Below are 23,278 nucleotides of genomic sequence, written 5' to 3'. Positions count from 1 at the left end.
CATCGACTTCAAAGTGCGCGCCTGTCAGGCGGCGATGATCGCCCGCAGCATCCACAGCGCCTTTTCGTGGAAATCGAGACGATCGGTCAGCATGTCCGTCGTGACGAGGTCGCTGTTCTCGTCGGCCTTGGTGCCGGCGTCGCGTATGCGCCGCGCCGCGGCTTCGTGATCGGTGATCAGGTCGGCCACCATCTCCGCCGCCGTCGTGTGGTTGACCGAGGCGGCGCTGGGGGCAAAGGTTTTTGCTTCGGCAAGCTTTGCCGGCGCGAGGTGCCCAAGGGCGCGGATGCGCTCGGCAATGATGTCGGTTGCCTTGAACAGCGCGTTGTAGTGCTCTTCGGTCAGTTCGTGCAGTGGCTTGAACAGGGGCCCGACCACGTTCCAGTGGTAGATGTGGCTCTTGATGACCAGCTTGTAGGTATCGGCGAGGATATCGGAAAGCGCCGTCGCCATCTGCTGGCGATAGGCTTTCGTCAGGCCGATGTCGAATTCTTCGTCCCTGACCTCGGGTTTCAGCACGGCGGCAGTCTGTTTCATTCTCCTGCTCCAGTTCTGTCTTCGGAAATGTCGAGCGGTTTGCGGCCGGGGGCCACGTCGCATGAGTTGAACGCCGCGACGAAAGGGTTGTTCCCGATCCCGTCTCGACGCTTCACATGTCTTTTTTAAATGCGAGGTCGGGCCATTGGGGCCTAAGCTCAGTCGTTGCCGTTGCCTCAGTGGAGGTTCCGGGACTCCGGACGGCATTCCGCCTGGAAATGCGCCTGCAGCGACGATGACTGCCGTCGCTGTACGTGAAAAATGGAGTGCATTGACATGGCCGAGCTTCCGCCGTCCGTCCGGACGGTCCTCGTTCTCGAGGACAACTTCATCATCGCCATGGACGTCGAGGAAATCCTCGCCTCGCTCGGGATCCTGCAGGTTACGATCGCCGGAAATGCGAACCAGGCATTGGAGCTGCTGACGCTCCAGGCCTTCGATTTCGCGATCCTCGACGTCAACCTTGGCGATCACACGAGTTTCGTGGTTGCCGATGCCATGCTCGCCCGCGGCATGCCGTTCGGCTTCACCAGCGGCTACGGCGACGCCGAGCATTTCCCGACCTATCTCAGGCATGTTCCGCGGATCGACAAACCGTTCAACGAGAAATCGATCGGCCAGCTGATCGCCGCCGCGATCCAGCCAAGAAACGTTTAGGTATCCAGTCCGGTCAAGGCTTGCCGCGCGACACGAACCAGGGATTGGCGAAGTCGCTGTCGTCCTTCTGGTTGCGCTTGCCGTAGGTGAGCGGCGTGCCGTCCATCGTCAGCGTTTCGCCGCCGGCCGCTCGAAGGATCGCGTCGCCCGCGGCGGTGTCCCATTCCATCGTCCGGCTGAAGCGCGGATAGACGTCGGCCAAACCCTCGGCGAGCAGGCAGAATTTCAAGGACGAGCCGACGGTCCGGTAGTCGGCGATGCCGTGTTTTTCGAGGTAGTCGATCGTCTCGGCGCTGTTGTGCCAGCGGCTGGCGAGCCCCACCATGCGATCTCCGCAGCTGCGGCAGCCGATGATCGTTTCCTCGGTCAGGCGAAAGCTGCCATCGATAACCGACTTTACCGCTTTGCCGTGCTGCGCTGCATAGAGGATGCCAAGCGCCGGCGCATAAACGACGCCCGCGACCGGCGCGCCGTTTTCGATCAAGGCGATGTTGACGGTGAAGTCGTCGTTGCGGCTGATGAATTCCTTGGTGCCGTCGAGCGGATCGACAAGAAAGAACGACGTGCCGGACGTCTCCGGCACGAAACCGGCGGACACCGCTTCCTCGGCGACCACGGGAATGTCCGGAAAGGCTGCGGCGAGATCCGCCAGGATGATGCGTTCGGCCGTCGTATCGGCATCGGTGACCGGCGAGCAGTCGGGCTTGTGGGTGACCTCCGGCCCGGCATTGTAGATGTCGAGAATGGCCCGACCCGCCGCTATCGCCGATTGTTGCAGTATCTCCAGCATTCGCCCTGTCTTTCGGTCCGTCATCAGGCCCATAGCATATTGAGAGGAAGAATATAGCCATGCTTTTGACATGGCAGGCGGCTCTTTACGCGTGGCCGCAGCCGATCTGCAGGGCAGGCTGTCTCAAGTTTTTTGCACCTGCGAGAGGCTTTGCGTCTTTGCTTCCGCCTTGCGGCTGTGCAAATGTGCCGGCGCAACTGAACTGGATGCCTTCATGCGTTATTCCGCCTTCTCGCTTGTCAGGAACGCCCTTTCCGGAAACCTGAACTGGAAACCGCATTGGCGCCAGCCGCAGCCGAAATCCCACTATGACGTGATCATCGTCGGCGGCGGCGGGCACGGTCTTTCGACCGCCTATTACCTCGCCAAGGAATTCGGCGTGAAGAACGTCGCGGTGCTGGAAAAGGGCTACCTCGGTTCCGGCAATGTCGGCCGCAACACCACGATCGTGCGTTCCAACTACATGCTGCCCGGCAACGAGCCGTTCTACGAATTCTCGATGAAGCTCTGGGAAGGGCTGGAGCAGGATCTCAACTACAATGTGATGCTGTCGCAACGCGGCGTCATCATGCTCTATCACAGCGACGCCCAGCGCGACGCCTATGTCAGGCGCGGCAACGCCATGTGGATGGAAGGCGTGGCGGCGGAACTCATCGAGCGCGAGCAGCTGAAGAAGATGATCCCCTTCCTCAACTACGATCACGCCCGCTATCCGATCCTCGGTGGCCTGCTGCAGCGGCGTGCCGGCACGGCGCGGCATGATGCGGTTGCCTGGGGCTATGCCCGCGGCGCCGACCAGCATGGTGTCGACATCATCGAGCATTGCGAAGTGTCCGGCATTCGTCGCGAAAACGGTGTCGTCACCGGTGTCGAAACCACCAAGGGTTTCATCGGCTGCGGCAAGCTGGCGCTGGCGGCCGCCGGCAACACCTCGCGCGTCGGCGAGATGGCCGATCTGAAGCTGCCGCTCGAAAGCCATGTCTTGCAGGCCTTCGTGACCGAGGGGCTGAAGCCCTGTATCGATCACGTGATCGTCTATGGCGGCGGCCACTTCTACATCTCGCAGTCGGACAAGGGCGGGCTCGTCTTTGGCGCCGAGATCGACGGCTACTCGTCCTATGCCCAGCGCGGCAATTTGGCGACGGCCGAGCACGTGATGGAGGAGGGGGTGACGATGATCCCCGGCCTGTCGCGCGTGAGGGTGCTGCGCGCCTGGGGCGGTGTCATGGACATGAGCATGGACGGCTCGCCGATCATCGACCGCACCTCGATCGACAATCTCTACCTGAACTGCGGCTGGTGCTACGGTGGCTTCAAGGCAACGCCGGCTTCCGGCTACTGCTTCGCCCACCTGATCGCCAAGAACGACACCCATCCGGTGGCGCGTGCCTTGAGGCTCGACCGGTTCGCCCGCGGCTATGCCGTCGACGAGGCCGGCGCCGGCCCGCAGCCCAACCTTCACTGACAGCACGCGGCCCGCTGGCCCGTATGGAATGAACAGGAAGCCGGAGCGCGGCTTCAGGACACGGAAGACGATGGCAAGCCTGATTACCTGCCCGCATTGCGGGGTCCGACCGAAGGAAGAATTCGCGATCCGCGGCGACGCCTCGCGCGGGCGTCCCGAGCCGATGGATTCGGACGAGGCCTGGCACGATTACGTCTATGTGCGCGCCAACCCGCGTGGGCGCACATTGGAGCATTGGCATCACATCGCCGGCTGTCGCCGCTTCCTGGTAGTCGAGCGCGATACGGCGACCCACGAGGTCTATTCCGTCGTCGACGCGGCCGAGTTTGCGCGGAGGGCGGCGCGATGACCGGCTATCGTCTTTCCTCCGGCGGCATCGTCGATCGCAGCAAGACGCTGAGCTTCACCTTCGACGGCCGGCCGCTGCGCGGTTTTGCCGGCGACACGCTGGCCTCTGCACTGCTTGCCAACGACCAGCTGCTCGTCGGCCGCAGCTTCAAGTATCATCGGCCGCGCGGCATCGTCAGCGCCGGGCCTTCCGAGCCCAATGCGCTCGTCACTCTCGGCTCTGGTGCGCGCACCGATGCCAATACCAAGGCGACCGTTGCCGAGCTCTATGGTGGGATGACTGCCAAAAGCCAGAACCGCTGGCCGTCGCTCGGCTTCGATGTCGGGGCCGTCAACGGCGTGCTTTCGCCGTTCCTCGGCGCCGGCTTCTATTACAAGACCTTCATGTGGCCGAAGCAGGCCTGGGAACGGGTCTACGAACCCTTCATTCGCCGCGCCGCGGGCCTCGGCCGGGCGGTGCTGGAGCGCGATCCCGAGAGCTACGAGAAGTCCTGGGCGTTCTGCGACCTGCTCGTCGTCGGTGCCGGTCCAGCCGGCCTGATGGCGGCGTTGACCGCCGGCCGCGCCGGCCTCCGGGTCATCGTCGCCGATGAGGATTTCCGGCTCGGCGGTTCGTTGCTCTCCGCCAGCGAAACCATCGACGGCGCGCCGGCATCGGTCTTTGCCGACCGCATCGTCGCCGAACTGCAATCGCTGCCCAACGTCACGCTGCTTTCGCGCACCACGGTCTTCGGCTGGTACGACGACAACGTCTTCGGCGCGGTCGAGCGCGTGCAGAAACACGTCGCCGAACCATCGTCGAAGCTTGTGAGCGAGCGCGTCTGGCGCATCGTTGCCAAGCGCGCGCTGATGGCAACCGGTGCCGAGGAACGGCCGCTGGTGTTCGGCGGCAACGATCGCCCGGGTGCGATGATGGCGGGCGCCATGACCACCTATGCCGAGCGCTACGGTGTCGCCGCCGGCAAACAAGTCGCGATCTTTACCAGCGGCAGCGCCGGTTACCGGACAGCACGGACGCTTGCGGCCAAGGGCGTCGCGATCACGGCGATCGTCGATGCCCGCGCTGAGGCAGCCGATCAGGCGCCCGATGGCATCAGGGTCATCCGCTCGGCCTCGATCGTCGACACCAAGGGCCGGCAACGGCTCAAGGGCGTCGTCGTCGAACGCTCCGGCTACGAGGAAATGATCGCCTGCGATGCGCTGGGCATGTCCGGCGGCTGGAGCCCGATCGTGCATCTGGCCTGCCAGCGCGGCGCAAGACCGGTCTGGTCGGAGGAGCTGAAGGCCTTTGTCGCGCCTGACGTCGGCCGCAGCCTGCGTCCCGTGGGTGCGGCCAACGGCATCTATACGCTCGCCGGCTGCCTGTTCGATGGTGCGGAGAAGGCCGCAGCGATTGCCGCCGACCTCGGCTTCAGCGCCAGTTCGGCCGCAGGACCCGTCGTCGATGGCGAGGAAGCGGCCTCCTTCGCAGCGCTCTGGTACGTGCCGGGCGCCAAGTCGAAGGCCTTTGTCGATTTCCAGAACGACGTGCATGCTGGGGATCTCGGCCTGGCGCTGCGCGAAGGGTTCGGCCACGTGGAGCACGCCAAGCGCTACACGACCAACGGCATGGCGACCGACCAGGGCAAGCTTTCCAACATCAATGCCGTCGGCATTCTCGCCGGCATGCGCGGCGTCAGCCCGGCCGAGGTCGGCACAACCACTTTCAGGCCGTTCTACACGCCGGTCTCCTTCGGTGCGCTTGCCGGTACGGCGCGCGACGAACATGCAGCACCGGCGCGCAAGTCGCCGCTGCACGGCTGGGCGATGAAAAACGGCGCGACCTTCGTTGAGGCGGGGCTCTGGCACCGTTCGGCGTGGTTCCCGCGCGCCGGCGAGAAGACCTGGCGCGACAGCGTCGATCGCGAAGTCTTGAATGTGCGGGCCAATGTGGGCCTCTGCGACGTCTCGACCCTCGGCAAGATCGAGGTCTTCGGCCCCGACGCTGCGGAGTTTCTCAACCGGCTTTATTGCAACCCGGTCCTGAAGCTGCCGATCGGCAAGGCGCGTTACGGCCTGATGCTACGCGAAGACGGTTTCGTCTTCGACGACGGCACCGTCAGCCGCTTCGACGAGGAGCATTTCTTCGTCACCACGACGACGGCGATGGCCGGTCCCGTCATGGCGCATATGGAATATTGCGCCCAGGCGCTCTGGCCGGAACTCGAAGTCCGCTTCACCTCGTCGACCGACCAATGGGCGCAGATGGCGATCGTCGGTCCAAAGGCGCGCGCGGTGCTGCAGCAGATCGTCGATGGCGACATTTCCGACGGCGCGTTTCCGTTCCTGTCCGCCCGCAAGATCGCCCTGAAAAGCGGCGTGTCGGCGCGGCTCTTCCGCATTTCCTTCTCCGGGGAGCTGGCCTTCGAACTGGCGGTGCCGGCAGGCTATGGCGAAGCGCTGGCCGACCAGATCATGGAGGCTGGCCGGCCGCATGAAATCTGTGCCTATGGCGTCGAAGCCTTGAATGTCCTGCGGCTCGAAAAGGGTCTGCTGACGCATGCCGAATTCGACGGACGCGTGACGCCTGATGATGCGGGGCTCGGCCGTATGCTCTCGATGCAGAAGACCGACTTCATCGGCAAGCGCCTGTCGACCCGCTACGGGCTGACGGCGGCGGATCGCATGCAGCTCGTCGGCCTGAAACCCGTCGACGCCGACAAGGACATGCGGGCTGGAGCGCATCTTCTGAAGGAAGGGACAAAGCCCTCGACGCTGAACGACCAGGGTTGGGTGAGCTCGGCCGGTTTCTCGCCGGTCCTGGGCCACGCCATCGCGCTCGCCTTCCTGAAATCCGGGCGCGAACGCTATGGCGAGAAGGTCGTCGTGTTCGACAAGCTGCGCGATCAGGAGATCGTCGCCGAAGTCTGCGACCCGGTCTTTGTCGATCCGCAAAATGCAAAGCTGAAGGCCTGAGGAGGCGGTGATGGTTCGCGACTACAACAACCGCCACGCACTGGAGCAGAAACTGCGCTCGGCGCCGACGTCGCCGGCGGCAGACCACCTGATGGTCGGGCATTGGCGCACGATGGCAACGGTTCTCGCACGCGCCGGCCGCGAGGAGACCGTGCGTCAGGCGATTGCCGCACAGTCCGACTTGTCCATGCGATTCTTGGGCCCGGGGGAGTGGCTTGTCGTCTCCGAGGTGGAAGCGCCGAGCGGGCTCGTACGTCGGCTCGAAGCGCTTTGCTACGGTGGTGCCTATGTCGTTGACCAAAGCGACGGGCGCGTCGTTTTCCGGATCGCCGGCCCGAACGTGCGCAGCATCCTCGCCAAAGGTATCGGCCTCGACCTTCATGCCACAGCCTTCACGGTTGGCGGCAGCGCCAATGCGCTTTGCGGTCACATCCCGGTCAATCTCGCCCGGACGGACGAGGACACGTTCGAGCTGATCGTGCCGCGGAGCTACGCGGAATCGCTGTTCGAAGACCTGATGAAGATGGGGCGGGCCTTCGATCTTACCGCCGCCTTCTCGGACTGAACCGGCCCCTTCAAGAGGCCGCAATCAAATGCGGCATGAAATGCCGCAAACGGGTCGCCCATCCGCCAGCAAACGGCGGAAATGGACAAGCGTCCTTCGCAGCCGTGTCTTTATCGGCGCCGTCTTTCTGACTAGGCTTTCATCGTCAGCCGCTTGCGCTTCTGTGCCTGAAGCAAGCGGTCGCCGTGCCTGAGTTTCTTCCTGACAATTTGGCCATGTCTCCGGCAGGAGCATGGGGAGACGGAGTGTACGCATGAAAAGCCATGCCAAGGTCGTCGTTATCGGAGGCGGTGTCGTCGGGTGTTCGGTGCTCTATCACCTGACGAAATTCGGCTGGACCGATGCCGTGCTGCTCGAGCGATCGGAACTTACTTCCGGCTCCACCTGGCATGCGGCTGGCGGCATGCACACGATCAACGGCGACCCCAACGTCGCCAAGCTGCAGAAATATACGGTCGAGCTCTACAAGGAGATCGAGGAATATTCCGGCCAGGATGTCGGCCTGCACATGACCTCGGGCATGATGCTCGCCGCCACCAAGGAACGCTTCGACTGGATGAAGTCCATCCTTGCCAAGGGCCGCTACATGGGGCTCGAAGCGGAGCTTTTGACGCCCAAGGAAGCGCACGACCTGATGCCGCTGCTCGATCCTGACCAGTTCGTCGGCGCGGTGTTCGATCCGGTCGAGGGGCACCTCGATCCCTATGGCACGACGCACGCCTATGCCAAATCGGCGAAGAGGAACGGTGCGGAGATCTACCTGCACACCAAGGTCGAGGATCTGGTGCAGCGGGAAGACGGTTCCTGGCGGGTGATCACCAACCAGGGCGAGATCATCGCCGAACACGTCGTCAACGCCGCCGGCCTCTGGGCCCGGGAGGTGGGGCGCATGGTGGGCCTGGAACTGCCGGTGCTTGCGATGGAGCACATGTATCTCATCACCGAGGACATGCCCGAGGTTATCGAGTTCAACCAGACGCGCGGCAAGGAGCTGATGCACTGCGTCGATTTCGACGGCGAGATTTATCTCCGCCAGGAGCGAAACGGCATGCTGATGGGCACCTATGAAAAGGCGTGTCGCCCCTGGTCGCCGATCTCGACGCCCTGGGATTTCGGCCATGAGCTGCTGGCCGAGGATATCGACCGCATTTCGCCGGAGCTCGAAGTGGGCTTCCGGCATTTCCCGGCCTTCAACAAGGCCGGCATCAGGAAAATCATCAACGGCCCCTTCACCTTCTCGCCGGACGGAAACCCGCTGGTCGGCCCGGTGCGAGGCTTGAGGAACTTCTGGTCAGCCTGCGCCGTCATGGCCGGCTTCAGCCAGGGCGGCGGCGTCGGGCTGGCGCTCGCCAACTGGATGATCCATGGCGACCCCGGCTTCGACGTCTTTGCCATGGACGTTTCGCGCTACGGCGATTTCGCCACGCTTGCCTATACCAATGCCAAGGTGCGCGAGAACTACTCGCGTCGCTTCTCGATCCGTTATCCGAACGAGGAGCTGCCGGCGGCAAGGCCGCTGCTGACGACGCCGATCTACGACCGGCTGAAGGCGGCAGGCGCCGTCTTCGGCGCGTCCTACGGGCTTGAAACGCCGCTGTGGTTTGCACCCGAAGGCGTCAAGGACGCCTTCTCCTGGCGGCGCTCGACCGACTTCGAGACCGTGGGCGCGGAGGCCCGGGCCGTGCGCGAAGGCGTCGGCCTGATGGAGACATCGGGCTTTGCCAAATATGCGATCACCGGCAAAGGCGCGGAGGCGTGGCTCGACCGCATGCTGGCCTGCCGCATACCTCAGACGGGGCGTATGGCGCTGGCGCCGATGCTGAAGGACGACGGCAAGCTGATCGGCGACTTCACCCTGGCCAAGCTCGGCGAGGAGGATTTCCTGCTCGTCGGTTCCGGTATCGCCGAGGACTACCACATGCGGTGGTTCGAGGCGCATCTGCCTGCGGACGGTGCGGTTTCGCTGAAAGCGTTGAAGCTGGAGCTGGTCGGCCTGTCGATCGCCGGGCCAAAGGCCCGCGATGTGCTCGCGAGCCTTACCCATCTCGACGTCTCCGATGCGGCGTTCCCGTTCATGGATATCCGCCGCATGGACCTCGGTATGGCGCCTGCGATCGTCGGCCGGGTCAGCTATACGGGCGATCTCGGCTACGAGATCTGGATGAAGCCGGAGTACCAGCGCTATCTCTTCGAGTTGCTGATGGAGAAGGGCGCCACGTCCGACATCCGTCTGTTCGGCTTAAGGGCTCTGAATGCACTGCGCGTCGAGAAATCCTTCGGCAGCTGGGCGCGCGAGTATCGTCCGCTCTATGGCCCGGTCGAAGCCGGGCTTGGACGGTTTGTCGCGACTGGCAAGGATGCCGATTTCATCGGCAAGGCGGCGGCCGTGAAGGAGAAGGCGGATGGTGGCGCGCTACGTCTGAGAACCTTCCTGCTCGAGGCGAAGGACGCTGATGTCATCGGCGACGAGCCGATCTACCTCGATGGCGTCGTGCGTGGCTGGGTGACATCGGGCGGCTATGCGCATGCAAGCGGCGTTTCGGTCGCCATGGGCTACGTGCCGAAGGAGATCGCCGACCGCAGCGATGGCTGGTCGATCGAACTCCTGGGTGAGATCCTGCCCGCCCGTCTTCAGCCGCATCCGCTGTTCGATTCGAACGGTCAGCGCATGCGCGCCTGAGCAATCCTGGTGGAGTGCAGACCGAAATCGAGCGTCGAAGCTTCATAGAATACCCGACGCTTTTACGACTAAAGTTGATGATTTCGCGGGCGAAAGCTGCGGAAATTTTGATTTTTCTGGCTGTAAAAGCGTCAAATCGATTTTATCGAGGAAGTTTTTGATGAAGTCGCGTTTTTTAGCTTTCCTTTTCGTTTGAAAGAGGTATGGAATCGAGCAAACACAGCGCTCAACAATGAGCTCAAAAAACAAGAGACCGGACCGTTATGGATCTGGTCCAGGGGAAGATTGATGGAGTATTTCGTCCAGCAGCTCGTCAACGGGCTGACTCTTGGGTCTATTTATGGTATGATCGCTATTGGTTATACCATGGTCTACGGCATCATTGGCATGATCAACTTCGCCCACGGCGATATTTTCATGCTCGGCGGCTTTGCTGCTTTGATTGTCTTTCTTATTATCACAACATTTATCGGGGGCGTCCCGGTTGTACTTGCTCTCCTGCTGATGATGGTCGTCGGCATGTTGACCGCAGGTCTCTGGAACTGGACGATCGAGAAGGTGGCCTATCGGCCGCTGCGCGGTTCGTTCCGGCTTGCGCCGCTGATCACCGCAATCGGCATGTCGATTGCGCTGTCGAACTTCATCCAGGTGACGCAGGGTCCGCGCAACAAGCCGATCCCGCCGCTCGTCTCCTCGGTCTACGAGGTCTTCGGCATCACCATCTCGCTGAAGCAGATCATCATCATCGTCATCACGGCGGCTCTGCTTTCGATCTTCTGGTACATCGTCAACAAGACGCCGCTCGGCCGCGCCCAGCGCGCGACCGAACAGGACCGCAAGATGGCGGCGCTGCTCGGTGTTGACGTCGACCGCACCATCTCGGTGACCTTCATCATGGGTGCAGCACTCGCTGCCGTCGCCGGCACGATGTATCTGATGTATTATGGCGTCGTCGTCTTCACCGACGGTTTCGTGCCTGGCGTCAAAGCGTTCACCGCGGCCGTTCTCGGCGGCATCGGATCGCTGCCGGGCGCCGTTCTCGGCGGACTGTTGATCGGGCTCATCGAGTCCCTCTGGTCAGCCTATTTCACCATCGACTACAAGGACGTCGCGACCTTCTCCATTCTCGCAATCGTCCTGATCTTCAAGCCGTCTGGCATTCTCGGACGACCGGAAGTCGAGAAGGTATAATTCCATGGCAAACATTGCTTCTACGACTGCAAGCGCCGGCACTGACGTGACGGCGCGGGCCCTGCGCGAGGCTGTCTTCGCGGGCCTGATTTCGCTCGGTCTTTTCGTGCTGTTCGTCGGTCTCAAATCCGACCAGAACATCCGCAACGAGCTGATCCTCAACCAGCGCTGGGGCCTGCTGGCGATCTTCGTGATCGTCGCTGCCGTCGGCCGCTTCCTGATGGTCGCCTATGTCCAACCGGCTATGGCTCGGCGCAAGGCCGCCAAGGCCGAAGCCGAGGATGCGGTGAAGGAGGAGACCTTCTTCACCCGCCACTTCTCTAAGCTCGCGATCGCGTTCCTGCTCGTCTATCCGCCGCTCGTCGTCGCGATCTTCGGCATCCAGGGCTCGCTCAAGTGGGTCGACAATTTCGGCATCCAGATCCTGATCTACGTGATGCTGGCCTGGGGGCTGAACATCGTCGTCGGCCTCGCCGGCCTGCTGGACCTGGGTTATGTCGCCTTCTACGCGGTCGGGGCCTATTCCTACGCCCTGCTGTCGACCTATTTCGGGCTGTCGTTCTGGGTTCTTCTTCCGGTCGCCGGCATCCTTGCCGCCTTCTGGGGCATGATCCTCGGCTTCCCGGTTCTGCGTCTGCGCGGCGACTATCTGGCGATCGTCACGCTCGCCTTCGGTGAAATCATCCGATTGGTGCTGATCAACTGGACGGAAGTGACGAAGGGTACCTTCGGCGTCTCCGGCATCGCCAAGGCAACGCTGTTCGGCATCAAGTTCGATGCCTCGAAGGATGGCTTTGCTGCGCTGATGGGCCTGCCGATGTCCTCGGCCTATTACAAGATCTTCCTTTTCTACCTGATCCTGGCACTTGCGCTGCTCACGGCTTACGTGACGATCCGGCTGCGTCGCATGCCGATCGGCCGCGCCTGGGAAGCGCTGCGCGAGGACGAGATCGCCTGCCGCTCGCTCGGCATCAACACGGTGACGACCAAGCTTACCGCCTTTGCCACGGGCGCCATGTTCGGCGGTATCGCCGGCTCGTTCTTCGCCGTGCGCCAGGGCTTCGTATCGCCTGAATCTTTCGTCTTCCTGGAATCTGCGGTCATTCTCGCGATCGTGGTTCTCGGCGGCATGGGCTCGCTCACCGGCATCGCTGTCGCTGCGGCCGTGATGATCGGCGGCACCGAAATCCTGCGTGAACTCTCCTTCCTGAAGATGGTCTTCGGACCGGACTTCACACCTGAACTCTACCGTATGCTGATCTTTGGCCTGGCCATGGTCGTCGTCATGGTCTGGAAGCCGCGCGGCTTCGTCGGATCACGCGAACCGACAGCCTTCCTGCACGAACGCAAGGCAGTCTCCGGCAGCTTCACCAAGGAAGGGCACGGTTGATGGCCCGCGAGACGACGACAATGACAAAAGACCCCATTCTCAAGGTTGAGCACCTGTCGATGCGCTTCGGCGGTCTCATGGCCATCAACGACTTCTCCTTCGAAGCCTATCGCGGTGACATCACCGCGCTGATCGGCCCGAACGGAGCGGGCAAGACAACGGTGTTCAACTGCATCACCGGCTTCTACAAGCCCACGATGGGCATGATCACGATGAAGCAGAAGGCCGGCAAGGAGTACCTGCTGGAACGTCTGCCGGACTTCGAGATCACCAAGCTCGCCAAGGTGGCGCGTACCTTCCAGAACATCCGTATGTTCTCCGGTCTGACGGTGCTCGAAAACCTGCTCGTCGCGCAGCACAACAAGCTGATGCAGGCATCCGGCTACACGTTCCTCGGCCTGCTCGGCTTCCCGGCCTACCGCCAGGCATCGCGCGAGGCGATCGACCTTGCCAAGCACTGGCTGGAAAAGGCGTCGCTGATCGACCGTGCGGACGATCCGGCCGGTGACCTCTCCTACGGCGCGCAACGCCGTCTCGAGATTGCCCGCGCCATGTGCACGGGGCCGGAACTGCTTTGCCTGGACGAGCCGGCCGCCGGTCTCAATCCACGCGAGTCTCTGGCGCTGAACGAATTGCTGAAAAGCATTCGCGCCGATACCGGCACGTCGATCCTGTTGATCGAACACGACATGTCCGTGGTCATGGAGATCTCCGACCACGTGGTGGTCCTGGAATACGGACAGAAGATTTCCGACGGCACACCGGATTTCGTGAAGAACGATCCGAGGGTCATTGCGGCCTATCTGGGTGTCGAGGATGAAGAGGTTGAAGAGGTGATCGAACAAATCGAGGAAATCGAAGGCGGGCAGGGGGGCACCAACTGATGACGGCGCCTCTTCTCCAAGTCAAAGCCGTCGAGACCTACTACGGCAACATCCGCGCGCTCAGCGGGGTCGATGTCGAAGTTCACCGCGGTGAAATCGTCTGCCTGATCGGTGCCAACGGTGCCGGCAAGTCGACGCTGATGATGACCATCTGCGGCAGCCCGCAGGCGCGTACCGGTTCGGTCTTCTTCGAAGGCCAGGACATCACCCGCATGCCGACGCATGAGATCGCCCGGCTGCGCATCGCGCAGTCGCCCGAGGGTCGACGCATTTTTCCGCGCATGACGGTGTTTGAAAACCTGCAGATGGGCGCCAGCCTCGACAACCTGAAGCACTTTGACCAGGACGTGGAAAAGGTGTTCGCGCTTTTCCCGCGCCTGAAGGAGCGCCAGGCGCAGCGCGGCGGCACGCTTTCGGGCGGTGAGCAGCAGATGCTGTCGATCGGCCGCGCGCTGATGGCCCGTCCGAAGTTGTTGCTTCTCGACGAGCCGTCGCTCGGTCTTGCGCCGCTGATCGTCAAGGGCATCTTCGAAGCGATCAAGAAACTCAACAAGGAGGAAGGCCTGACCGTCTTCCTCGTGGAACAGAACGCCTTCGGCGCGCTCAAGCTTTCCGACCGCGGCTACGTGATGGTCAACGGCCGGGTGACCATGAGCGGTTCCGGCAAGGAACTGCTCGCCAATCCGGAAGTGCGCGCGGCCTATCTCGAAGGCGGCCGTCATTGACGGGCCGCATCTGGAGCAAGTGACATGCAGGGAATTCTCTACGAAGAAGCGTCGGTCTGGCAGTTTCTGTTCATAAGCTGCGTCCTTGGCGGCTGGACGGCCTGGCGCACCGGCAAGAGCGTCGCCGAAGGCTGGGAGGAGCTTCCACGCCTTCTTCTCTACGTGGCGTTGCTGGGGGTTGGCATCCGGTTCGTCCATCACGCTCTGTTCGAGGGCACGATGTTCAGCCTGCACTACTATATCGTGGACACGATCGTGCTTTTGTTGTTTGCTACCGCAGGTTTCCGATACTACCGGACCAAGCAAATGACCAATAACTACTATTGGCTCTATGAGAAGGCTTCGCCTTTCTCCTGGAAAGCCAAATAAAGGGAACAGCGCGCGCCGGCCGCCGCGGCCGGTGCGAAAGAAACACCGGCGCAACTATGGTGGGCATTGCGCAGGTTGGTAACGAGACCCGCTCGAATAATTGGGAGTAACAAGATGAAAAAGTCTCTTCTGTCGGCGGTCGCGCTGACGGCTATGGTTGCCTTCAGCGGCAGCGCCTGGGCTGATATTCTCGTTGGTGTCGCCGGCCCGCTGACTGGCCCGAACGCCGCTTTCGGTGCACAGCTCCAGAAAGGTGCAGAGCAGGCCGCCGCTGACATCAACGCTGCCGGCGGTATCAATGGGGAACAGATCAAGGTTGTGCTCGGCGACGACGTTTCGGACGCCAAGCAGGGCGTTTCGGTCGCCAACAAGTTCGTTGCTGACGGTGTGAAGTTCGTTGTCGGTCACTTCAACTCGGGCGTGTCCATCCCGGCTTCTGAAGTTTACGCAGAAAACGGCATCCTGCAGGTAACGCCGGCCTCCACCAACCCGCAGTTCACCGAGCGCGGTCTCTGGAACACGTTCCGTACCTGCGGCCGTGACGACCAGCAGGGTGCAGTTGCCGGTGCCTACCTCGCCGCAAACTTCAAGGACGCGAAGATCGCCGTCATTCACGACAAGACCCCCTATGGTCAGGGCCTTGCCGACGAAACCAAGAAGTCGATGAACGAAGCCGGCCTTACCGAAGCCCTCTATGAAGGCATCAACACCGGCGACAAGGACTTCTCGGCGCTCATTGCCAAGATGAAGGAAGCTGGCGTTTCGATCGTTTACTACGGCGGTCTGCACACCGAAGCCGGCCTGATCATGCGCCAGATGAAGGACCAGGGCCTGAAGGCTACGCTGATGTCGGGCGATGGTATCGTTTCGAACGAACTGGCTTCGATCGCCGGCGACGCCGTTGACGGCACGCTGATGACGTTCGCTCCCGATCCGCGCAAGAACCCGGCTGCCAAGGACCTCGTCGAGAAGTTCCGCGCTGCCGGCTTCGAACCGGAAGCCTACACGCTCTACGCCTACGCCGCTCTCCAGGTCATCGCCGAAGCTGCCAAGGCTTCCGGCGGCAACGACCCGCAGGCAGTTGCCGAAGCCATCAAGGCAAAGGGTCCGTTCAAGACCGCAATCGGCGAACTCGGCTATGACGAAAAGGGCGACATCACGCGTCCGGACTACGTCATGTACACCTGGAAGAAGGGTGACGACGGCAAGTACAACTACTTCCAGAACGAGTAGTTCTGATTTCGGACCTTGTGTCTGACTGGTTGGGGCCCGGCGAGCGATCGCCGGGCTTTTCTTTTTAGTGAGGTGTCGGCGCAGCGGTCGGCTATTTCAGCAGCGTGTCTCTGAGTGAGGAGACCTCTGCGCGGAGTCGCTCGAGATCGTCGGCGCCGAGCTTGGTCGCTTCGGTGAGACCGCGCGGCACTTCCACTGCCTTTTGCCGCAAGGCCTTGCCCATGTCGGTCAATTGCACCCGGACCTGCCGCTCGTCCGCCTTGTCGCGCACACGGGCGATGTAGCCGGCGGCCTCCAGGCGCTTCAGCATCGGCGTCAAAGTGCTCGATTCCAGGAAGAGCCGTTCACCGAGGCTGCCGACCGTCTGGTCGTCTTTCTCCCACAACAGCACCATCACGAGATATTGCGGGTAGGTGAGATCAAGTTCCTCCAGCAGCGGCTTGTAGATGCGCGTGAAGGCGTGGTTTGCCGAATAGACCGCAAAACAGAGGAAGCTGTCGAGTGCCAGCATCGCCTCGTCGTTCTTGGAGTTGGTGTCAGTCATCGCTTTCTCCTGTCATGCGCGCAAAATAAATCGTTCACGATATAATCGCAAGTCATTGACAGTGGCGTAGGTGCGATATAAATGTCGTGCACGATCTAATCGATAGCGATATAAAAGCATATAAATCGTGCACGATTTAATCGTCAGATATCTAACTGTAGCGCGGCACAACCGCAGCGAAGAAGGAGCGTTCCATGAGCAAGGCAATCAGCAAGACCGAAGCCAACAGCATCTCCCGCCGCACGGTTCTCTCGGCCGCCTTTGGCGCTGCCGCCACGGCAGCCGCGGTCAATGCCATCAACACGCCGGCCAAGGCCGCATCCAACACCGCATCAACCGCCGGCGCGTCCGGCACGAAGGGAGCAAACACCATGGGCAGCCGCATCATCACCCGCGATGGCGTCGAGATCTATTACAAGGACTGGGGGCCGAAGGATGGCCCGGTCGTCGTGCTCAGCCATGGCTGGCCGCTGTCGTCGGACAGCTGGGAGGCGCAGGCCTTCCACCTTGCCGCCAACGGCTTCCGCGTCGTCACCCATGACCGGCGTGGCCATGGCCGCTCGTCGCAGCCCTGGGACGGCAACGACATGGATCACTATGCCGACGATCTCGCGGACCTGATCAACGAACTCGATCTCAAGGGCATCTTCCTCGCCGGGTTTTCGACCGGCGGCGGCGAGATCAGCCGCTATATCGGCCGCCACGGCACCGGCCGGGTCGCCAAGGCCGGCCTGATCTCGGCGGTGCCGCCGCTGATGGTCAAGACCGACAAGAACCCCGGCGGCCTGCCGAAGGAGGTGTTCGACGGCCTGCAGGCGGCAAGTCTCAAGGATCGCTCGAAGCTCTACCGCGACATCGCGTCCGGTCCGTTCTTCGGCTTCAACCGGCCGGGGGTTGTCGCCTCTCAAGGCATGATCGACAGTTTCTGGCTGCAGGGCATGATGGCCGGCCACAAGAATACCTATGACTCGATCGTCGCCTTCTCGCAGACCGACTTTACCGAGGACCTGAAGAAGTTCGACGTGCCGACGCTGATCATCCATGGCGATGACGACCAGATCGTGCCGATCGATGCGGCGGCGAGAGCCTCGAAGACGCTGGTGCCGCATGCGGAGCTCAAGGTCTATGCCGGCGCACCGCACGGCATCACCGACACCCACAAGGACCAGCTCAACGCCGACCTGCTCGCCTTCGCAAAGGCCTGATGGCGGTTAAAATCACGATGAGAGGCGCCGGCAACGGCGCCTCTTTTTTGCTTTTTGTGATAGGTGTTTCGCTTATCGAGATAGCTGTCGCGTCGCGCCGTTTCGTGCACTATCTCGCAGCGATTCTGATCCGGAGGCAGGCATGAGCTCGAAACCCCGCATTCTCGTCACCCGTCGTTGGCCGGCAGCGGTGGAGCACGTGCTTGCCGAGCGCTTCGACGTCACCTTGAACGAAGGGGACGTGCCGCTGACAGCTGCAGAACTGGCCGAAGCGCTACGGACCTATGACGCAGCTCTACCGACGGTCTCTGACCGGCTTCCGGCCGACCTCTTTGCCGGCGGCGGTCTCCGCGCGAAGATCCTCGGAAACTATGGCGTCGGCTACAATCACATCGACGTTGCGGCCGCCAAGGCTGCCGACATCGTCGTCACCAACACTCCGGGTGTGCTGACCGACTGCACCGCCGACATCGCCATGACGCTGCTGCTTGCGGTCGCGCGTCGGGCAGGCGAGGGCGAGCGGCAGGTGAGGGCCGGCGAATGGACCGGCTGGCGCCCGACCCACATGATTGGCGGCAAGGTCACCGGCAAGACGCTCGGCATCATCGGCTTCGGCCGCATCGGCAAGGCGATGGCCAAGCGCTGCCACTTCGGCTTCGACATGGATGTCGTTTTCTACAATCGCTCACGCATCGACCCTGCCGAGGCCAGCCGTTATGGCGCCCGCCAACTCGACACGGTCGAGGACGTGCTGAAGGTGGCGGACTTCGTGTCGCTGCATTGCCCCGGCGGCGGCGAAAACCGGCACCTGATCAATGCCGAACGCCTGGCCCTGATGAAGAAAAGCGCCTACCTCGTCAACACGGCGCGGGGTGATGTGATCGACGAGCGGGCGCTGATTGCGGCGCTCGAAGACGGTGTCATTCGCGGCGCCGGCCTCGATGTCTTCGAGGCGGAACCGAACGTGCCGGAACGTCTGCGCGGGCTCGAAAATGTCGTTCTGCTTCCACATCTCGGCAGTGCAACGGAGGAGACGCGCGTCGCCATGGGCATGAAGGTGGTCGACAATATCACGGCGTTTTTCGACGGGCGCGAACCGCCGGATCGCGTGGCGTAGGCGGCTGCCTGTTTTCTGCGCAGAGCCTGCATGGAAATGCAGCATGCTGACGATTTTCTTTGCAAAACAATAACTTGACTTGTCGTGCCGCGATGCGGACGATAGCGCCAAGATAAGGCGGTGGGTTCAATGGGCACTGCGCCTGGAATGAAGGACGCCGCTTAGCGGTCTGAGATGGACAAGGCAGCACGCATCGCCCCGCAGCGGGCCTGGGGCAAGGGACGGCTGGTCGCCAAGGCGGCGCTCGGCCACAGCCGCATTGCCGAACTCTACCAGGAAGGCTGCGCCAAGATCCGCCTGCCGAAGACCTTCGACACCTCGATGGAGGCAGTGCTCATCAATTCTTCCGGCGGGCTTACCGGCGGCGACCGGATGATCTGGGAGGTCGCGGCAGGGGCCGAAACCGAGGTGACGGTGACGACGCAGGCCTGCGAGAAGATCTACAAGGCGAGCGCCGATACCGTCGAAGTGGCGACCCGCATCGAGGTTGCCGCCGGCGCGCGCGTCGACTGGCTGCCGCAGGAGACGATCCTCTTCGACCGGGCCTCGCTCTCGCGCTCGCTGGAGGTGGAACTTGCCTCAGACTCGACGTTTCTCGCGGTCGAAGCGGTGCTGCTCGGCCGCAAGGCAATGGGCGAGGCAGTGGAAACCGGGCTCTTCCGCGATCGCTGGCGTATCCGTAGCGAGGGCAAACTGCTGCATGCGGACAATCTCGCCCTATCAGGAGAAGTCGCCAGTCTCGCCCAGCGCAAGGCGGTGCTCGATGGTGCGGCTGCCTTTGCCACGCTGCTCTATGTCGGTCCGGACTGCGAACTCCAACTGCCGCGTCTTCGGTCGCTCGTCGATGGCGCAGCGGGCGTCGGCATCAGCCATTTTCAGGTCCATGGCCGCGACAAGCTGGTTGCCCGTTTCGTGGCGCCGGATGGCTTCGCGCTCAGAAAAATCCTCATCCCGGCTATTTCGCACTTGCGCAAGCAGAAGACTGTGCCGAAAGTCTGGGTACTCTAGCGCGTTTCACATTTTTATTTGAAACAGTGAAACGATCTAACGCATTGAAACTTTGTAATTCCTGGCGGAAGACCGCTTCGCAGATCTCCCAGGGAATTGCTTCACGAACAACCGGTGGCGACGCATGAATCTTACCCCGCGCGAGAAAGACAAACTGCTGATTTCGATGGCGGCCATGGTTGCCCGCAGGCGCCTGGAGCGCGGTGTGAAACTCAACCACCCGGAAGCGATCGCGCTGATCACCGATTTCGTCGTCGAGGGCGCGCGCGACGGGCGCTCGGTCGCCGAACTGATGGAGGCGGGTGCGCAGGTGCTGACGCGTGATCAGGTGATGGAGGGCATCGCTGAGATGATCCATGACATCCAGATCGAGGCGACGTTTCCGGACGGAACCAAGCTCGTCACCGTGCACGAGCCGATCCGCTAGGCGCAGGGCGCGTGCCTGGCTTTCGGGCGCAGGGCGCCTGAAGTCTGAATGCGGGAAAGAAGCATGCGGCCGGCCGAGGGCGGCTTGAGGAGAAGACCATGATCCCAGGAGAAATCATCGCGGCCGCCGGAGAGATCGAGCTCAATGTCGGCCTCGATACGACGACGATCGAAGTCGCCAATACCGGCGACCGCCCGATCCAGGTCGGCAGCCACTATCACTTCGCCGAAACCAATGCGGGACTGCAGTTCGACCGCAAGGCCGCCTACGGTCGCCGGCTCGACATTCCCGCCGGCACGGCCGTGCGGTTCGAGCCGGGCCAGACGCGCCAGGTGACGTTGATACCGCTTTCCGGCAAACGCGAGGTCTATGGCTTCCGCCAGCAGGTGATGGGCAAGCTATGAGGGCGCTGCCGGTTCTCGGGCTGCTTCTGGTGCTTGCTGCGCCGGCGTTCGCCGAGGACGAGCCGGACGTGGATTGTGCGAATGCGATTACTCAGCCGGATCTGAATGACTGCGCCTACCGGGAATATGAAGCGGCCGACGCGGAATTGAATGCAGTCTACCGGCAGGCGATGACGGCGGCGCAGAATGTCGACAAGGAGCTGGAAGGCGCCGATATCGGCGCGGTCGAGGCGCTGAAGACGGCGCAACGCGCCTGGATCGGCTATCGCGACGGCCAGTGCGAGTTCGCCGGCTTCCAGGCCCGTGGCGGCCAGGCGGAGCCGATGCTGGTTTCGGGCTGCCTTGCCCAGCTCACGCAGAAGCGCACCGCCGAACTCAACGAATTTCTCGAAACCCAAGGGAACTGATCATTGCAGGGTCGCCGCGTCATCATGATCGTGGGCAATGGCGAGGTGCCTGACGGCGCCGGCGCGACGATCGATAATGCCGATCTCGTCGTGCGCTTCAACGATTGCCGCTCTGTCGGCTCCGGCGGCCACAGGACCGATATCGTCGCCGTCTGCAACACCGGGCGTCCGGGGATTTCCATGCTCGGCGGTGGCCGCTGGAAGACGAACGCCACGGTGCGCCAGGCGCGGGAGATCTGGTGCGTTCGCTCCGGCGCGAAGTTTGCCGCGATGCGCGCCGGGCTTGCGGAAACGCATCCGGACCTCGACGATTTCTGCGACGATTACACAGTCGGTTTCGAGAGCTTCGCCCGCTCGACCAACCGCGGCTTTCGCGTTGTTCCGGTCGACGTGCACGAGCAGGTGGAGCAGGATCTCGCCGGCTTTTCGCCAGGCCCTTACGTCGTTCCGTCGAGCGGGATGATCGTGATTGCCGATATCCTCGCGCATCTTGCGACGCCTGACGACGATGTCGTTCTTGCCGGCTTCGGTCATGTCGGCTGGGAATGGCATCCCTTTGCCGCCGAGCGTCGCCATGTCGATGCGCTTGCGGCCGGCGGCCGTCTTCGCCGCCTCCATCCCGTTTCTTCTTCGTCCCAAGGAGCCTGAACCATGCCCTACAAGATGTCGCGCGCGGCCTATGCCAACATGTTCGGCCCGACGGTCGGCGACAAGGTGCGGCTCGCCGATACCGAACTCTTCGTCGAGGTGGAGAAGGATTTCACCACCTATGGCGAGGAGGTGAAGTTCGGCGGCGGCAAGGTCATTCGCGACGGCATGGGGCAAAGCCAGATGACGCGCGCCGAGGGCGCCGTCGATACCGTTATCACCAACGCGCTGATCGTCGATCACTGGGGCATCGTCAAGGCGGATATCGGCCTCAAGGACGGACGCATCGCCGGCATCGGCAAGGCCGGCAACCCGGACACGCAACCGGGCGTCACCGTCATCGTCGGTCCCGGCACGGAGGTCATTGCGGGCGAAGGCAAGATCATCACCGCCGGCGGCATGGACAGCCACATCCACTACATCTGCCCGCAGCAGATCGAGGAAGCACTGGTGAGCGGGCTGACCACCATGCTTGGTGGCGGCGCCGGGCCGGGGCATGGCACGCTTGCGACCACCTGCACCTCCGGTCCCTGGCATCTCGCCCGCATGATCGAGGCGGCCGACGGCTTCCCGATGAACATCGCCTTTGCCGGCAAGGGCAATGCGTCGCGGCCGGGCGCGCTGGTGGAAATGGTGCTTGCCGGCGCCACCTCGCTGAAGCTGCATGAGGACTGGGGCTCGACGCCGGCGGCGATTGATTGCTGCCTCGGCGTTGCCGACGAATACGACGTGCAGGTGATGATCCATACCGACACGCTGAACGAGAGCGGCTTCGTTGAGGATACCATCGCGGCGATCAAGGGCCGCACCATCCACGCCTTTCACACGGAAGGGGCGGGCGGCGGCCACGCGCCCGATATCATCAAGATCTGCGGCCAGCCGAACGTCATTCCGTCCTCGACCAACCCGACGCGGCCCTACACCAAGAATACGCTCGCCGAGCATCTCGACATGCTGATGGTCTGCCACCACCTGTCGCCGTCGATCCCCGAGGACATCGCTTTCGCCGAGAGCCGCATCCGCAAGGAAACGATCGCCGCCGAGGACATCCTGCACGACATTGGCGCCTTCTCGATCATCTCGTCCGACAGCCAGGCCATGGGCCGCGTCGGCGAGGTGGCGATCCGCACCTGGCAGACCGCCGACAAGATGAAGCGACAGCGTGGCCCGCTGCCGCAGGAAACCGGCGACAACGACAATTTCCGGGTGAAGCGCTATATCGCCAAATACACGATCAATCCGGCGATCGCCCACGGCCTCAGCCATGAGATCGGCTCGATCGAGGTTGGCAAGCGCGCCGATCTCGTCCTCTGGAACCCGGCCTTCTTCGGCGTGAAGCCCGACTTCGTGCTGCTGGGCGGCTCGATCGCGATGGCGCCGATGGGCGATCCGAACGCCTCCATTCCGACGCCGCAACCGGTGCACTACCGGCCGATGTTTGCCGCCTATGGCAAGAACCGCACCAGCTCCTCCGTCACTTTCGTGTCGCAGGCCTCGCTCGATGCCGGCCTTGCCGCCAAGCTCGGCGTCGCCAAGCAGCTCGTGGCGGTCCGCAACACCCGCGGCGGCATCGGCAAGGCGTCGATGATCCACAACAACCTGCTGCCCCATATCGAGGTGGACCCGGAGACCTACGAGGTGCGCGCCGACGGCGAACTTCTGACCTGCGAGCCGGCGACGGTCGTGCCGATGGCACAGCGCTACTTCCTGTTCTAGAGCAGGCAGGGAC

Annotated in this window: 23 protein-coding genes; 20 read left to right on the top strand and 3 right to left on the bottom strand. The window is 62.6% G+C overall.

All coding sequences use genetic code 11. The features are described from left to right. Positions 1-24: 24 nt before the first annotated feature. Entirely contained in the window at positions 25-537 is a 513-nt protein-coding gene (locus IB267_RS07865; protein WP_192447085.1) for a Dps family protein, read from the bottom strand. A 270-nt stretch (positions 538-807) separates the two neighbouring features. Here IB267_RS07865 and IB267_RS07860 point away from each other — a divergent pair, with 270 nt between their 5' ends. Further along, positions 808-1,194 carry a response regulator gene (locus tag IB267_RS07860; RefSeq protein WP_192447217.1) on the top strand — a complete coding sequence of 129 codons (387 nt, stop codon included), beginning with the start codon at positions 808-810 and terminating at the stop codon, positions 1,192-1,194. A 13-nt stretch (positions 1,195-1,207) separates the two neighbouring features. Here IB267_RS07860 and cysQ read toward each other — a convergent pair whose 3' ends face one another. Then, positions 1,208-1,984: a 3'(2'),5'-bisphosphate nucleotidase CysQ gene (gene cysQ / locus IB267_RS07855; RefSeq protein WP_192447084.1), complete on the bottom strand. Its 777-nt coding sequence runs from the start codon at positions 1,982-1,984 to the stop codon at positions 1,208-1,210. Between the two features lie 214 nt (positions 1,985-2,198). Between cysQ and IB267_RS07850 the strand changes: the two genes are divergently transcribed. The 11 genes from IB267_RS07850 to IB267_RS07800 all read left to right on the top strand — a co-directional run bounded on the left by IB267_RS07850 (position 2,199) and on the right by IB267_RS07800 (position 15,789). Continuing rightward, positions 2,199-3,449, top strand: a complete 1,251-nt coding sequence (locus IB267_RS07850) for a sarcosine oxidase subunit beta family protein (RefSeq protein WP_192447083.1) — start codon at positions 2,199-2,201, stop codon at positions 3,447-3,449. 70 nt (positions 3,450-3,519) lie between these two features. Further along, positions 3,520-3,798: a sarcosine oxidase subunit delta gene (locus IB267_RS07845; protein ID WP_090298248.1), complete on the top strand. Its 279-nt coding sequence runs from the start codon at positions 3,520-3,522 to the stop codon at positions 3,796-3,798. Then, positions 3,795-6,752, top strand: a complete 2,958-nt coding sequence (locus IB267_RS07840) for a sarcosine oxidase subunit alpha family protein (protein ID WP_192447082.1) — start codon at positions 3,795-3,797, stop codon at positions 6,750-6,752. The genes IB267_RS07845 and IB267_RS07840 overlap by 4 nt, the downstream gene beginning before the upstream one ends. 10 nt (positions 6,753-6,762) lie before the next feature. Then, complete coding sequence (locus tag IB267_RS07835; protein WP_192447081.1) at positions 6,763-7,317, top strand: sarcosine oxidase subunit gamma; 555 nt, start codon at positions 6,763-6,765, stop codon at positions 7,315-7,317. Between the two features lie 253 nt (positions 7,318-7,570). Beyond that, positions 7,571-9,997: an FAD-dependent oxidoreductase gene (locus IB267_RS07830; protein WP_192447080.1), complete on the top strand. Its 2,427-nt coding sequence runs from the start codon at positions 7,571-7,573 to the stop codon at positions 9,995-9,997. A 288-nt stretch (positions 9,998-10,285) separates the two neighbouring features. After that, a complete protein-coding gene (locus IB267_RS07825; RefSeq protein WP_192447079.1) occupies positions 10,286-11,188 on the top strand; it encodes a branched-chain amino acid ABC transporter permease in 903 nt (300 codons plus the stop codon). A 13-nt stretch (positions 11,189-11,201) separates the two neighbouring features. Further along, the gene (livM, locus tag IB267_RS07820) at positions 11,202-12,578 is read left to right on the top strand and encodes a high-affinity branched-chain amino acid ABC transporter permease LivM (RefSeq protein WP_371742520.1); all 1,377 of its coding nucleotides are present in this window, start codon (positions 11,202-11,204) and stop codon (positions 12,576-12,578) included. Next, entirely contained in the window at positions 12,578-13,462 is an 885-nt protein-coding gene (locus IB267_RS07815) for an ABC transporter ATP-binding protein (RefSeq protein WP_043626789.1), read from the top strand. The genes livM and IB267_RS07815 overlap by 1 nt, the downstream gene beginning before the upstream one ends. Further along, a complete protein-coding gene (locus tag IB267_RS07810) occupies positions 13,462-14,187 on the top strand; it encodes an ABC transporter ATP-binding protein (protein ID WP_043626786.1) in 726 nt (241 codons plus the stop codon). The genes IB267_RS07815 and IB267_RS07810 overlap by 1 nt, the downstream gene beginning before the upstream one ends. Before the next feature lie 24 nt (positions 14,188-14,211). Continuing rightward, the gene (locus IB267_RS07805; protein WP_192447077.1) at positions 14,212-14,556 is read left to right on the top strand and encodes a DUF6867 family protein; all 345 of its coding nucleotides are present in this window, start codon (positions 14,212-14,214) and stop codon (positions 14,554-14,556) included. 114 nt (positions 14,557-14,670) lie between these two features. After that, entirely contained in the window at positions 14,671-15,789 is a 1,119-nt protein-coding gene (locus IB267_RS07800) for a branched-chain amino acid ABC transporter substrate-binding protein (protein WP_043626781.1), read from the top strand. A 91-nt stretch (positions 15,790-15,880) separates the two neighbouring features. On the opposite strand, the gene IB267_RS07795 is transcribed toward IB267_RS07800, so the two are convergent. After that, positions 15,881-16,333 carry a MarR family winged helix-turn-helix transcriptional regulator gene (locus IB267_RS07795; RefSeq protein WP_043626778.1) on the bottom strand — a complete coding sequence of 151 codons (453 nt, stop codon included), beginning with the start codon at positions 16,331-16,333 and terminating at the stop codon, positions 15,881-15,883. Positions 16,334-16,527: 194 nt separating this feature from the next. Between IB267_RS07795 and IB267_RS07790 the strand changes: the two genes are divergently transcribed. The 8 genes from IB267_RS07790 to ureC all read left to right on the top strand — a co-directional run bounded on the left by IB267_RS07790 (position 16,528) and on the right by ureC (position 23,265). Further along, positions 16,528-17,538, top strand: coding sequence for an alpha/beta fold hydrolase (locus tag IB267_RS07790; protein ID WP_192447076.1), 1,011 nt, complete (start codon positions 16,528-16,530; stop codon positions 17,536-17,538). Between the two features lie 142 nt (positions 17,539-17,680). After that, on the top strand, positions 17,681-18,655 hold the full coding sequence (locus IB267_RS07785; RefSeq protein WP_192447075.1) for a D-glycerate dehydrogenase: 975 nt from the start codon (positions 17,681-17,683) through the stop codon (positions 18,653-18,655). Positions 18,656-18,829: 174 nt separating this feature from the next. Next, positions 18,830-19,663 carry an urease accessory protein UreD gene (locus IB267_RS07780; protein ID WP_192447074.1) on the top strand — a complete coding sequence of 278 codons (834 nt, stop codon included), beginning with the start codon at positions 18,830-18,832 and terminating at the stop codon, positions 19,661-19,663. Between the two features lie 124 nt (positions 19,664-19,787). Next, complete coding sequence (locus tag IB267_RS07775) at positions 19,788-20,090, top strand: urease subunit gamma (RefSeq protein ID WP_192447073.1); 303 nt, start codon at positions 19,788-19,790, stop codon at positions 20,088-20,090. Between the two features lie 98 nt (positions 20,091-20,188). Further along, positions 20,189-20,494 carry an urease subunit beta gene (locus IB267_RS07770; RefSeq protein ID WP_192447072.1) on the top strand — a complete coding sequence of 102 codons (306 nt, stop codon included), beginning with the start codon at positions 20,189-20,191 and terminating at the stop codon, positions 20,492-20,494. Then, the gene (locus tag IB267_RS07765) at positions 20,491-20,901 is read left to right on the top strand and encodes a lysozyme inhibitor LprI family protein (protein WP_192447071.1); all 411 of its coding nucleotides are present in this window, start codon (positions 20,491-20,493) and stop codon (positions 20,899-20,901) included. The genes IB267_RS07770 and IB267_RS07765 overlap by 4 nt, the downstream gene beginning before the upstream one ends. Positions 20,902-20,904: 3 nt before the next feature. Further along, on the top strand, positions 20,905-21,549 hold the full coding sequence (locus IB267_RS07760) for a Urease operon accessory protein (RefSeq protein WP_192447070.1): 645 nt from the start codon (positions 20,905-20,907) through the stop codon (positions 21,547-21,549). A 3-nt stretch (positions 21,550-21,552) separates the two neighbouring features. Further along, positions 21,553-23,265 (top strand): urease subunit alpha, encoded by a 1,713-nt coding sequence (gene ureC / locus IB267_RS07755; protein ID WP_192447069.1) that lies wholly within the window; start codon positions 21,553-21,555, stop codon positions 23,263-23,265. Positions 23,266-23,278: the final 13 nt, after the last annotated feature.

This window comes from Ensifer sp. ENS09, assembly GCF_014852425.1.
Lineage (GTDB): Bacteria > Pseudomonadota > Alphaproteobacteria > Rhizobiales > Rhizobiaceae > Ensifer.
Note: the sequence above shows the minus strand (reverse complement) of the source record. Positions and strands in the feature narration are given on the sequence as shown.